Raw genomic sequence first — 12459 nt, forward strand, 5'->3', positions numbered from 1 at the left:
TCTGAGCCAGATTCCGCTCACGGGCAGTACACTCTCCCCCATGGCGGAAGAGCCTCTTACAACCACCTCCGGCATTCCCGTCGAGCTCGTCTACGGCCCTGATGCCCCCGGCACCTACCCATACACCCGCGGCATCCAGCCGACCATGTACCGCGGTCGCCTCTGGACCATGCGCCAGTATGCCGGCATGGGCGACGCCGAGGAATCGAACCGCCGGTACAAGTTCCTGCTCGCCCAGGGCACCAAGGGCCTATCGGTCGCCTTCGACCTTCCTACCCAGATCGGCTACGACTCCGACGCGCCCCTGGCTCTTGGCGAGGTCGGCAAGGTGGGCGTCGCCATCGACTCCATCGAGGACATGCAGCGCCTCTTCGACGGCATTCCCCTCGACAGCATCTCCACCTCGATGACCATCAATGCCACCGCTTCGATCCTGCTCGCGCTGTACTGCGTCGCTGCAAAGCGAGCGGGCATCGAGCCGAAGAAGCTCTCCGGCACCATCCAGAACGACATCCTGAAGGAGTACATCGCGCGCGGCACCTACATCTATCCGGTCGCCGACGCGATGCGCCTGGTCACCGACATCTTCGCGTGGGCCGCCGTGGAGGTTCCCGCCTGGAATACCATCTCCATCTCGGGCTACCACATGCGCGAGGCCGGCTCGACCGCCGTGCAGGAGGTCGCCTTCACCCTGTCCGATGGCGTCACCTACGTTCGCGCCGCCTTGAACGCAGGCCTCGACATCGACGCCTTCGCCCCGCGCCTCAGCTTCTTCTTCAACGCCCACTCGAACCTCTTCGAAGAGGTCGCCAAGTTCCGGGCGGCACGCCGCATGTGGGCTCGCATCATGCGCGAGGAGTTTGGCGCCAGGGACCCCAAATCCTGGATGCTCCGCTTTCACGCCCAGACCGCAGGATCGACCCTCACTGCGCAGCAGCCCGAGAACAACATCGTACGCACCGCCGTCGAGGCGATGGCAGCCATCATGGGCGGGACTCAATCGCTCCACACGAACGGTTTTGACGAAGCCCTGGCACTACCCACCGAGCAGGCGGCCCGCATCGCCCTGCGCACCCAGCAGGTACTCGCCCACGAGAGCGGCATCGCCCAGACCGCCGACCCACTCGGCGGTTCCTACTATGTGGAATCCCTGACCGACGAGATCGAACGGCGTGCTCAGGTCTATCTCGACACCATCGCCGCCTTCGACCCCAACGGCATGGGCATGCTCCGCGCCATCGAACAGGGCTACGTCCAGCGCGAGATCCAGAACGCCGCCTACGCGTACCAGCGCTCCGTCGACTCCGGCGAGACCATTGTGGTGGGCGTCAACGCCTTCCAGAGCGAAGCCGCTCCTACCCCCACCCAGTCCATCGACCCCGACCTCGAACGCCGCCAGGTCGAACGCCTCCGCGCTCTGCGCGAACGCCGCGACCCCACCCCTCACGCCGCCGCCCTGCGCGCCGTGGAAGAAGCTGCCCGCCACACCACCAACCTCATGCCCCGCATCGTCGAAGCCGTCGAAGCGTATGCGACGGTTGGCGAGATCGCCAACACACTCCGGACGGTGTTTGGCGAATATCGCGAGACCGTCGTGATTTGAGACGCGATCCAGATGCGCCCCGGAAACAATCCCGTTGCAGGGCACGTCTCACGCATCGAACGCCAAGGAGGGCAGCCATGAAGCTCTGGCTCCGCATCGCACTCGTCTTCGCCATCTTCGTCTCCGACCCCAGAAGCCTGCTCTCCCGATAGCCGCAACCTTGGCTCCAGCACCGCGAACAGATCGGCCTGCATTGTGAATGCGGTCGCAACGTTTCGTGCGTCCAAGGACTTGGCATCCCTACTTCGTAGAGGATAGAACTGAGAGTTTTTCACGAGGATCTCACTGTGTTTCGTACTCTGACCCATCTCGTCTGCGCAGCGTCGTTGCTGTCCGCGTTCGCTCTGCCTGCGCAATCCATCCCGGCCGTCCACACCGAGGCGCTGGCCGGCAACCAGGTCAATCTTCCCGACGACCTCCACGGCCACACCGCCATCCTCGTCATCGGCTTCTCCCGAGGATCACAGGACGAGGTCGCGGCCTGGGGCAAGCGTCTCGCCGCCGACTACAACGGCTCCCCCACCGTGCAGTACTACGAGCTGGCCATGCTGGCCTCGGTGCCACGCCCCCTCCGTGGTTTCGTCACCCGATCCATGAAGAAGTCCGTCCCCGAACGGGCGCATGCCCACTTCCTCCCCATCATCACCGGCGAAGACGCCTGGCGCGCCCTGGCACGCTACAAAGGCGGCGACTCCGCGTACCTCCTTGTGGTTGACTCCACCGGCACTGTTCGCTGGCAGACACAGGGCCCGGCCACCGACGGCACGGCCCAGGAACTGAGGCGTCACCTGCCCTGATGCCCCTGGCATATCACGGTGCTATCGTTAATCCATACGTTTTTACGTCGAAGGAATCCTGCACATGGCTGAAATGACCTCGTCCCCCGTACTCCGCAAGACCGCCCTGAATGCCCGTCATCGCGAGCACAAGGCCTCCATGGTCGACTTCGGCGGCTGGGACATGCCCGTCACCTATGCCGGCCTCATCGCCGAGCACATGGCCGTCCGCGAAGCCGTCGGTCTCTTCGACGTCTCCCACATGGGCGACATCCAGCTCCGCGGACCCGGCTCGCTGGCCGCCGTCAACCAGCTCTGCATGAACGACGCCTCCAAGCTTCAGGTGGGGCAGGCGCACTACTCGGCCATGCTGTACCCGAACGGTACGTTCGTCGACGACGTCGTCGTCCACAAGCTCTCCGAGAATGACTACCTCATCGTCATCAACGCCGGAACCCGCGAGAAGGATATCCAGTGGGTTCGCAAAACCATTGGCCACATGCCCTCGGTCCACATCAACGACTTCTCCGACTACTACACGCAGCTCGCCATCCAGGGCCCCAAGGCTGAAGCGACGCTCCAGAAGCTGACCGACACCGACCTCTCCACCATCAAGAACTACTGGTTCACCTGGGGCAAGGTCTGCGGCCTGTATAACGTGATGATTGCGCGCACGGGTTATACCGGCGAAGACGGCTTCGAGATCTACATTCCATCGGACGAGCCCACCAGCCACCGCGTATGGGGCGAGATTCTCGCCGCGGGCGCCGAGTTCGGCATCATGCCCTGCGGCCTGGGCGCACGCAACACCCTCCGCCTCGAGGCCTCCATGGCCCTCTACGGCCACGAGATCTCCGATACCATCAACGTCTTCGAGGCCAACCTTGGCCGCTACGCCAAGCTCGACAAGGAGTCCTTCGTCGGCAAGGAGGCCCTGCTCGCCATCCAGGCGGAGGGTGGCCCACGCCGCAGGCTGGTCGGCATCGAGATGATGGCGCGCGGCATCGGTCGCGACGGCTACGCAGTTTATAACGCCGACGGCGTCAATATCGGCGAGATCACCAGCGGCTCGCCCGCTCCCTTCCTGAAAAAGAACATCGCACTGGCCTACGTTCCCATCGAATACACGGCTCTCGACACCGAACTGGCGGTCAAGGTCCGCGACGTCCTGGTCAAGGCCAAGGTCGTCCCAACACCGTTCTACAAACGCCCGAAGAAGGTCGTCGCACCCACCGTGTAGCCTTGCCGCCGCGTCTGAGATAGATCACCCCGGAGCCCCATGCAATTCCTCGTCCTCACCGAACGCCGAATGGACCTCTTCCCGCCTGACCAGTGGACTCCGGAGCTCATCGCTCTCGAAGCGAATCGGGTCCGCGAACTCTATGCCGCAGGCTCCATCCGTGCCATCTGGCGCCGCAAGGACCAACCCGGCGCAGCCATCCTGCTCGAAGCCTCCTCCGAAGAGGAGGCACGGGCTCTCGTTGACACTCTTCCGCTGGCCGAGCGTGGCATGCTCCACTTCGCCGTCGTCACCGGACTCGATCCCTATCCAGGATTTGCACCCCGCTAAAAAGCTGCATAAAACATACAATCGAAGACGGAGAATTCAAAAAACATGCCCTACCCCACAAACCTCAAATACACCAAGGAACACGAGTGGATCTCCGTCGACGGTTCCATCGGCACCGTCGGCATCACCGACTACGCCCAGAACTCGCTCGGCGACATCGTCTTCGTCGAACTGCCCAAGGTCGGTGACACGCTGACCGCCCACGCGATCTTCGGTTCGGTTGAATCCGTGAAGGCCGTCTCCGACCTCTATTCGCCAGTCTCCGGCACCGTCACCGCGATCAACGAAGCGCTCAACGATGCCCCCGAGACCATCAACACCGAAGCCAACACCACCTGGATCATGAAGATCGAGCTCTCCGACCCAGCCGAGGTCGAAGGCCTTCTCTCCTCCACCGACTACGACACCTTCACCAGCGAAGAGACCGGACACTAAGACCTATGCGCTACCTTCCAAAATCTCCCACCGACCGTGCGGAGATGCTTGAAGAGATCGGCGTCGCGACGATCGACGATCTCTTCGCGACCATCCCCGCGGAATACCAGCTCAAGCGCGACCTCGCCATCCCCCGGCAGCACGGCGAGAGCGAGATCATCGACCGCTTCAAGGGCTATGCCGAGAACAACGCCACCGGCTACGCCAGCTTCCTCGGCGCGGGCGTGTACAAGCACTACAAGCCCGTCATCATCGACTCGCTGGTGCAGCGCGGCGAGTTCCTGACAAGCTACACGCCCTACCAGCCCGAGATCGCGCAAGGCACGCTCCAGGCCATGTTCGAGTTCCAGACCATGATCTGCGAACTGACCGGCATGGAGATCGCCAATGCCAGCATGTACGACGGCTCGACCGGCGCGGCAGAGGCGATCATGATGGCCGTCCGCGTCACCGGCCGCAACGCCGCCGTGATCGCTCGCACGGTGCATCCGGAGTACCGCGAGGTCGTCGCCACCTACGCGCAGCACCAGGAGATCCCCACCACCGAGGTCGGCTACACCGCCAACGGACGCGTGGATCTTGAGGCGCTCGACGCAGCCATCAACGCCGACACGGCATGCGTCCTCATCCAGTCCCCCAACTTCTTCGGGACGATTGAAGACGTAGCCGCCATCGCCGCGATCGCACACGCGAAGGGCGCCCTGCTGATCGTCTCGATCGCAGAAGCCATCTCGCTGGGCGTCGTCAAGCCTCCCGTCGAGGCCGACATCGTCTCCATGGAAGCCCAGTCGTACGGCGTCTCCATCGGCTACGGCGGCCCGTACTGCGGCGTCATCGCCTGCAAGGAAAAGTTCCTCCGCCAGATGCCCGGACGCCTCATCGGCGAGACCAAGGACGTCAACGGCAAGCGAGGCTTCGTCCTTACGCTCTCCACCCGCGAACAGCACATCCGCCGCGAGAAGGCCACCTCGAACATCTGCACCAACCAGGCCCTTGTTGCGCTGATGACGACCATCTTCCTCACCGTCTACGGCAAGGAAGGCATGAAGGAGCTGGCCGAGCAAAACCTCGCGAAATCGGCATACCTGAAGAGCGTTTTGGCGGATAAAGGAAACGTCCTCTTCGACGGAGCACCCCGCTTCCACGAGTTCGTTCTCGACTTGCCTCAGAACGCCGAAGCCACCAACGCGAAGCTCCTCGACCACAAGATCATCGGCGGCCTCCCGTTGGCCAAGTGGTACCCCGAGCTTGGCCCCAACGCCACCCTCTGGTGCGCCACCGAAGTCACCACCCGCAAGCAGATGGACGCAGCATCCGCCGCGCTGGCAAAGGCATAACGATGGATATTGAAGAGATCGTAGGACAGGAGCTGGTGGCGGTGGAGTTCGTACAGGACTTCGTCCGCCTCCGCTTCGAAGGCCCGGTCTTCAGCCTCTACGCGTGGCCCTTCGTCCTGCTGACTGACTTCTCGGTTGGATACGGCGAACCCGAGTACCGCAACGCCCTCTGTGCGCAGATCGGCCAGAATGTCACCAAGGCCATCTTCGACGAAGGCGTAGCCCTCACCATCGAACTCGAAAACGGAGTGGCCTTCGGCCTTTCCCTGCGCGAAGAAGAGTTGGACAACCCAGTTGCCGGAGCCTACTCCGAAGCCGGCGACCTGGCGGACGAAGAAGAATTCTAGCCGCCTCAGAAGCAGAGAGGAGAACCATGAAGCCACTCACCACCGACGACCCCAAGATGTACGCCGAAGTCCATCAGGAGAATCGCCTCATCGTCTGGCAGCTCGCCGCTCTCGTGCCTATCCTCGCTCTGTTTTTCTGGGTCATGAAGAGCCCCGACGGTAAGATCGGCCCACGTATCCTGCTCCTGATGTCCACTCTGATGTTTGCCCTCACCATCAAACTAGCTCGTGACCGCAAAGCCTCCGCGAAGTAGCCAGGATGAGTCACTCCAACCGCAAGCCCGTCGGCACCGAAGTCCCGAATAAGTTCGTCACGCTGGAAAGGTTCCAATGTCAGATAAATTCGTAGGCACTCCCAAGAAAGTCACCACCCACGTCAACCAGAACGAGGACCTCATCTTCGAGAAGTCCTCCCCCGGCAAGAAGGCCTATCGCCTCGCCGAGCTGGACGTGCCCGCCATCGACGCTGCCACTTTACTCGGCGCAGCCGTGCGCGACGACCTCGGCATCATGCCCGAGCTCTCCGAGATCGAGATCATCCGCCACTTCACCCGCCTCTCAACCTGGAACTACGCCATCGACCTCGGCATGTACCCGCTCGGCTCCTGCACCATGAAGTACAACCCCCGCGTCAACGAGTTCGTCTCGCGCCTCGAGGGCATCGCCGAAGCGCACCCCTACCAGCCTGAGAGCCTCTCGCAAGGCTGTCTCCAGATCATGAAGACCCTCTCCGACGCTCTCGTCGAGATCACCGGCATGGACACCATCACGCTCCAGCCCGCAGCCGGAGCTCACGGTGAGTTCACCGGCATCCTCCTGGTGCGCGCCTATCACGAGAGCAAGGGCAACGCTCGCAAGAAGATCCTCATCCCCGACTCCGCCCACGGCACCAACCCAGCAACGGCAGCGGTCTGCGGCTACCAGGTCCAGAACCTCAAGTCGAACGCCCTCGGCATGGTCGACCTCGAAGAGCTCGAGCGCCTCGTCGACGAAGACACCGCCGCCCTCATGCTCACCAACCCCAGCACCATCGGCGTCTTCGAGTCCGAGATCCACAAGATCGCCGACATCCTCCACGCCAAGGGCGCCCTGCTCTACATGGACGGAGCCAATATGAACGCCCTCGTCGGCAAGACCCGCCCGGGCGACTTCGGCGTCGACGTCATGCACCTGAACCTCCACAAGACCTTCTCCACCCCGCACGGAGGCGGCGGTCCGGGTTCCGGCCCGGTGGCCTGCAAAAAGATCCTCGAGCCCTTCCTCCCCACGCCCGTCGTGGTCGAGAAGGCCGATGGCACCCTGGGGCTTGAATACAACCGTCCGCAGACCGTAGGCCGCGTCCGCATGTTCTACGGCAACTTCGGCATGTTCGTCCGGGCCCTGGCCTACATCCTCGCCAACGGCCCCGACGGCCTGCGCCAGACCACCGAAGACGCCGTCCTCAACGCCAACTACATCCGCGCCAAGCTCCTCGACACCTTCGAGCTGCCCTACAAGTCGCCCTCCCTCCACGAGGTCGTCTTCTCCGACAAGCTCCAGGCCAAGAACGGCGTCAAGACCGGCGACATGGGCAAGCGCCTCATCGACTACGGCTTCCACGCCTACACCGTCAGCTTCCCGCTGGTCGTCTCGGGGGCGATGATGATCGAGCCCACCGAGAGCGAGTCCCGCGAGGAGCTCGATCTCCTCATCGACGCCCTCAAGCAGATCGCCCGCGAGGCTGAGGAGAACCCCGAGCTGGTCAAAACCAGCCCCCACACCACCCGCCTCCAGCGCCTCGACGAGACCACCGCCGCCCGCAAACCCATCCTCCGCTGGAAGGCACCCATCGCCTCCACCCCCCTGGTCGCCGACACCGCCGCCAAGGAGTGGTAAATCAAACTCTGCACAACAGGAAAGAGGCCGCCTGATCAGGCGGCCTCTTCGTTGAAGCACAGTATCGAACTACATCACCACAACCGTGACCCACACGTCCGTGGTCTCCCACTTCACATGCAGCTCCGTCTTGTTTCCGGACGTGTGCTCGAACGAGATCGACATCACCTCCTGCGGCGAGCCAATCGTCTTCTTCATCATTGGAGTTCGCCCAAGATCGAATCCTTCGGGGTAAGGAATGCCCCACTCGCCCGTCTTCTTGCTCACAATCAGCGTCCACTCCTTGGCAGTCGGCAGCGTGAACAGCGTATACGTACCCGCCGGAACCATCAGCTTTCCAATCATCACGCCCTCTGGCAGCACAATCGTCGTCGCCGGATTCGCGCCTGTACGCCAAACCTCGCCATAGGGGACGATCTCCGGTCCACCCAGGTGGCGTCCACGCAGCGAAGGCGCGCTGTAGCTTACGGTAACCGTCTTGCCGGCCAACGTCGTCGTGGCGGTCGCCGGTGGTGACAGCGGAGCCTTGCCCGCCGGAGCCATCGGCATCGACATCTGGGCGTTCGCAAAAGGTGCGAGCGAGGCAGTAGCCAGCAAGCCCGTACAGACAGCAGAAGAGAGTGTGCGCAGGAACATAAGTGGGAGATCTCGCTTTCGTGGAGGCCAATGGCGCTCCTGTTGATGCTGCGTGGTGCGGCGCACCTCTGTCAACTCGCCGCCTGATCGTGTACGATTCTAATTAGGCGCCCGTAGCTCAGCTGGATAGAGCGGCAGCCTCCGAAGCTGTAGGTCAGAAGTTCGAATCTTCTCGGGCGCACCATCTTAGACTCACGCAGACAAACAAAAGCGGCTCCGGAGAAACTCTCCGGAGCCGCTTTCTTGTTGCTGTTGCGCGTTAGAACGACAGCTTGGCCGAGATCTGCAATTGACGCGGGCCATAGAGGCTGTTGCCCGTGGTGGAGGGAGCACCGAACGCCGAGGAACCGGTTCCGGTAAAGGGCAGAATGCATCCCTGCAGTGCTGAGCCAGCCGGAGCTGCACCACCCGTCGGGCAGTAGGCCGCTGTCGCGCCTGTAGCTGCCGTCGAGGTGTACTGCGAGTAGGTGCCATTCACGCCGGTGATGATGCGGTTGTTCATCACGTTGAAGGCCTCACCGATGAGCTGGAACTTGACCCGATCCCAGATCGGAATCTCACGCGTGACGCGCATATCCCAGTTGTAGTAGCCCGGCGCGTAGATGCTGTTGCGTCCGATCTGCGGGGGACGGCCGGTCGTCGCAATACCCGAACCGGAGCTGATCGCACCACCGTAGATGTTGCCGCCCGAGCCATAGCTGCCCGCGCCGCCGGAATAGACCGTGCCGCTCATCGCCAGGAAGATCGGCTGACCACCCGAGGCAGTGAAGCCGGTCGAGAACAGGAAGTCGTCCAGGCCATGCTTCACCCACTTGTTGTCTTCCATGATCTTGGGCTGGTACACAGCGCTCATCACGAAGCGATTGCGGATATCGATATCGGAGTTTCCGTTATCGCGGCTGAACTTGTTCGGATCGAGCGGGGTGTCGCCGCCGTAGAACGTACCGTTCGTACCCTGGACCTGACCGGTATCGGTCGCGTGCGACCAGGTATAGTTACCGATCAGCTCAAGACCGTTCCGGAAGGGACGGCGAACGCTTACAGCAAGCGAGTGATACCAGGTGTTCGCAACCGAAAAGCCCGTGTTGTAGGACTGCAGAGCAGGGTTGATACGATCCGAGATCAGGTAGACGGGAACCGTAATCTGGCTCACCAGGTTATGGGCAGCCGTGCCATCGAGTACATTGTAGCTGCGCAGACCATGCGGCGTCTGTCCAACCAGGTTGGCATCGACGAAGACCGGGAGGCGCATACCGCGCGTTCCAACGTATCCGACCGAAAGGGACATCTTGCCCGGAAGCTGCTGTTCGATACCAAGCTCCGCCTCATGCGCGTACGGAGGAACGAAGTTCGGATCGAGACCATGGAAGCTCTGCGAGCCAAGCGCGCCCGAACCCGAGACAGCAGGCTGCGTCGCACCGGTCGGAACCACAGCCGTCGAAAGCGGCGGCCCCGGCGGAAGGAAGGGGACGTTGGGGAACTGCAGACCGACCGCAGCCGCACTCGACGCGGTGCAGGTCGAACCGCAACCGGTGAAGTTGTAGTTGACCTGGATCACGCCGTTCTCGACGCGCATCGCGTAGTACGTCGAACCCTGGTTCAGGGCAGAGAACAGACCGTAGCCCGCGCGAACTACCGTACCCTCGTAAGGCGACCACGCGATACCGATACGCGGCTGCACACGGCTCGTGTTCTTGATCGTGCTGCTGTACTTGGTCGAAAGCGCACCGTAGTTGGTGTTGTTCTTGATCGGAGGGGGCGTAATCTGGATGTCGTACCGCACGCCCACATTGACCGTCAGGTTCGGAAGAATCTTCCAGGAGTCTTCGGCGAAGCCATCGAACATCTTCATCCAGAAGTCATCGAGACCGGCCTTCGCAGGCGGATTCAGCACGTCGACCGTCTGCACAAAGCTGGTGAAGTGGTATCCCGCATAGGGATCCGTGTTGCCCGGCTGGCCACGGAAGCTATCAGCGGCCCAGTTCGCGAAGTTCGTCTGGTTGTTCGTGCCCGAGTAGCTATAGATGCCGCCACCCTGGAACAGGTTGATCATGACCTCGTGGACGAGGTTCACATCGCCACCGAACTTGAAGGTGTGGTGGCCGCGCGAGGTCGAAAAGACATCGGTGAACTGCGTGCGCTTCTCGTCCGGTTCAGCCGTACGCGGAAGAGCGTTGGGCATGCCGTAGGTCAGGGTTCCGATCCCGACGCTCGGAGCAGCGGCATTCGCGCCAGCCGTCTCGAGATCGCGTCCGTACTGGAAGTGAACCTGGTTGATGGAACGTCCGGAGATCTGCGTGGTCAGGCCCGCAATCAGGAAGCGCTCATGGTAGCTGGTCGGACCGTTCGTGGTCGGCGAGCTGCCCGAGAAGGTGCTGGCTCCACTGTAGCCGTAGGTCGAATCGAAGTTCGCGCCGTTGAAGTTAACGAACATGTCGTTCTTCGAGTTGATGTGCCAGTCGATACGCGGGAACAGGATGTTCTGCTTTGAGAAGCGCGTCGGAGCGCCGAAACCGTTGTTCAGGATGAAGTTGATCGCCGAAGCGCACTGCGTGCTCGTAATCGTCGTCGGGCACTGCGTCGGGGAGATCAGCGTTCCACCCGAGTTGCTTGCGGTCGGCGTCTGCGTGATCGGATTGTTGTTGTAATAAAGTGCCTTGCCCACGCGACGGAAGCCGTCATAGGTAAACCAGAAGAACAGACGATCCTTGATGATCGGTCCGCCCACCGAGCCACCGAACTGCTGCTGCTGGTGAATCGGCTGCGTCAGCAGGAACGCCGCTGCCGCCGTGTTCGTCGTGTTGAACTTCGCGTTGTACTTCGTCTGCGGATCGAGCGCATTGAGAGTCGGGTAGCGCAGATAGTAGAACAGATCGCCGTGGAGGGTGTTCGTTCCCGACTTGGTGATCGCGTTCACCTGGCCGCCGGCAGCCTGACCGAACTCGACGGAGTAGTTCGAGGTCTCAGCCTGGAACTCCTTGATCGCATCCAATGAATAAACATAGGGTGCACCCGAAGAACGGCCACGCGCCTCGGAGAACAGCATCTGGTTATTGTTCGCGCCGTCCACATAGTTCTGGTTGTACAAACCCGAGATACCGCGGAAGCTCACCATGCCCGTGCCGCCGTCCGGCACGACGTTCGGCGTGTTCAGAACGAAGGAGCTCCAGTTACGGCTCGCGACGGGAAGGTTCCCAATCAACTGCTGTCCGATGGTCTGCGAGACTTCGGTCTTATCCGTATCCAGAATCGGAGCGTCGCTGGTGACCTGAACCTGCGTGCTCACAGAACCGGCCGTCAGCACAGCATCGACGCTCAGAATCTGACCAACCGTCACTGAAAGATCCTTACGATCGACCTTGCTGTACGCTCCGCCGCCGATGATCACTTCGTAGTGGCCGGGCTGAAGAAACGAAGCGGTGTACTCACCAGCACCCGTAGTGGTCACCGTACGGGAGATGCCGGTATCCGTGTTGATGATGACGACCGTCACGTTCGGCACAAGCGCGCCCGTCGAGTCCTTAATGGTTCCGGCAATATTGCCCACGCCCGACGTCTGCGCGGAGGCCGGAATCAGGCTGCCTAGAAAGACCAGGGCGGTCGCTGCAAAGGTACAGAACCGTTTGGTAGAGAGGGGAAGGGTCATGGGTTGCGTGGCTCCAATAAGGGGTGGGTCGGTTTGGTCTCGCGTCAGGCACATGCGATCGGCCTGGACGTCGGACGGGCGTTATCTGGTTGTGTGCCCGAATGCTCGCTGCGGGCAGTTGAGCAGTTAAAAAAGGAGACGGCTCAAACGCCGATGCCGATCCGGACATGCCCAAAAAATCGAAATTTCGTCTGGTACCTCCAGCCTCATGCCTGACGGCGCGGATGTCAAGCG

The 12459-nt window shown here is 61.9% G+C and carries 11 protein-coding genes and 1 tRNA gene; 10 read left to right on the forward strand and 2 right to left on the reverse strand.

All coding sequences use genetic code 11. The features are described from left to right. Positions 1-40 precede the first annotated feature (40 nt). The 9 genes from BM400_RS01690 to gcvPB all read left to right on the forward strand — a co-directional run bounded on the left by BM400_RS01690 (position 41) and on the right by gcvPB (position 7943). Entirely contained in the window at positions 41-1603 is a 1563-nt protein-coding gene (locus BM400_RS01690) for an acyl-CoA mutase large subunit family protein (protein ID WP_089836041.1), read from the forward strand. A 287-nt stretch (positions 1604-1890) separates the two neighbouring features. Continuing rightward, a complete protein-coding gene (locus BM400_RS01695) occupies positions 1891-2400 on the forward strand; it encodes a hypothetical protein (RefSeq protein WP_089836043.1) in 510 nt (169 codons plus the stop codon). Between the two features lie 64 nt (positions 2401-2464). Further along, on the forward strand, positions 2465-3619 hold the full coding sequence (gene gcvT / locus BM400_RS01700; protein ID WP_245781625.1) for a glycine cleavage system aminomethyltransferase GcvT: 1155 nt from the start codon (positions 2465-2467) through the stop codon (positions 3617-3619). A 39-nt stretch (positions 3620-3658) separates the two neighbouring features. Next, positions 3659-3949: a muconolactone Delta-isomerase family protein gene (locus BM400_RS01705; RefSeq protein ID WP_089836047.1), complete on the forward strand. Its 291-nt coding sequence runs from the start codon at positions 3659-3661 to the stop codon at positions 3947-3949. Positions 3950-3994: 45 nt separating this feature from the next. After that, positions 3995-4384, forward strand: coding sequence for a glycine cleavage system protein GcvH (gene gcvH, locus BM400_RS01710; RefSeq protein ID WP_089836048.1), 390 nt, complete (start codon positions 3995-3997; stop codon positions 4382-4384). A 5-nt stretch (positions 4385-4389) separates the two neighbouring features. Beyond that, positions 4390-5721: an aminomethyl-transferring glycine dehydrogenase subunit GcvPA gene (gene gcvPA, locus BM400_RS01715; RefSeq protein WP_089836050.1), complete on the forward strand. Its 1332-nt coding sequence runs from the start codon at positions 4390-4392 to the stop codon at positions 5719-5721. Positions 5722-5723: 2 nt separating this feature from the next. Beyond that, a complete protein-coding gene (locus tag BM400_RS01720) occupies positions 5724-6068 on the forward strand; it encodes a hypothetical protein (RefSeq protein WP_089836052.1) in 345 nt (114 codons plus the stop codon). Positions 6069-6094: 26 nt separating this feature from the next. Next, positions 6095-6322: a hypothetical protein gene (locus BM400_RS01725; RefSeq protein WP_089836054.1), complete on the forward strand. Its 228-nt coding sequence runs from the start codon at positions 6095-6097 to the stop codon at positions 6320-6322. A gap of 76 nt (positions 6323-6398) precedes the next feature. Then, a complete protein-coding gene (gcvPB, locus tag BM400_RS01730; RefSeq protein ID WP_089836056.1) occupies positions 6399-7943 on the forward strand; it encodes an aminomethyl-transferring glycine dehydrogenase subunit GcvPB in 1545 nt (514 codons plus the stop codon). A 69-nt stretch (positions 7944-8012) separates the two neighbouring features. On the opposite strand, the gene BM400_RS01735 is transcribed toward gcvPB, so the two are convergent. After that, positions 8013-8579: a DUF2911 domain-containing protein gene (locus BM400_RS01735; protein ID WP_089836058.1), complete on the reverse strand. Its 567-nt coding sequence runs from the start codon at positions 8577-8579 to the stop codon at positions 8013-8015. Positions 8580-8686: 107 nt separating this feature from the next. Between BM400_RS01735 and BM400_RS01740 the strand changes: the two genes are divergently transcribed. Then, positions 8687-8763: transfer RNA gene (locus BM400_RS01740), tRNA-Arg, on the forward strand. A 75-nt stretch (positions 8764-8838) separates the two neighbouring features. Here BM400_RS01740 and BM400_RS01745 read toward each other — a convergent pair. After that, entirely contained in the window at positions 8839-12225 is a 3387-nt protein-coding gene (locus BM400_RS01745) for a TonB-dependent receptor (protein WP_089836060.1), read from the reverse strand. Positions 12226-12459: the final 234 nt, after the last annotated feature.

Origin of the sequence: Granulicella pectinivorans (assembly GCF_900114625.1) — a bacterium.
GTDB lineage: Bacteria > Acidobacteriota > Terriglobia > Terriglobales > Acidobacteriaceae > Edaphobacter > Edaphobacter pectinivorans.

What these genes read in the sequence shown, in the direction of transcription:
- gcvT (WP_245781625.1), top strand. Translation starts at nt 2,465, where the DNA reads ATGGCTGAAATGACCTCGTCCCCCGTACTCCGCAAGACCGCCCTGAAT.
- BM400_RS01745 (WP_089836060.1), bottom strand. Translation starts at nt 12,225, where the DNA reads ATGACCCTTCCCCTCTCTACCAAACGGTTCTGTACCTTTGCAGCGACC.
- gcvPA (WP_089836050.1), top strand. Translation starts at nt 4,390, where the DNA reads ATGCGCTACCTTCCAAAATCTCCCACCGACCGTGCGGAGATGCTTGAA.
- gcvPB (WP_089836056.1), top strand. Translation starts at nt 6,399, where the DNA reads ATGTCAGATAAATTCGTAGGCACTCCCAAGAAAGTCACCACCCACGTC.
- BM400_RS01725 (WP_089836054.1), top strand. Translation starts at nt 6,095, where the DNA reads ATGAAGCCACTCACCACCGACGACCCCAAGATGTACGCCGAAGTCCAT.
- BM400_RS01705 (WP_089836047.1), top strand. Translation starts at nt 3,659, where the DNA reads ATGCAATTCCTCGTCCTCACCGAACGCCGAATGGACCTCTTCCCGCCT.
- BM400_RS01720 (WP_089836052.1), top strand. Translation starts at nt 5,724, where the DNA reads ATGGATATTGAAGAGATCGTAGGACAGGAGCTGGTGGCGGTGGAGTTC.
- BM400_RS01735 (WP_089836058.1), bottom strand. Translation starts at nt 8,579, where the DNA reads ATGTTCCTGCGCACACTCTCTTCTGCTGTCTGTACGGGCTTGCTGGCT.
- BM400_RS01690 (WP_089836041.1), top strand. Translation starts at nt 41, where the DNA reads ATGGCGGAAGAGCCTCTTACAACCACCTCCGGCATTCCCGTCGAGCTC.
- gcvH (WP_089836048.1), top strand. Translation starts at nt 3,995, where the DNA reads ATGCCCTACCCCACAAACCTCAAATACACCAAGGAACACGAGTGGATC.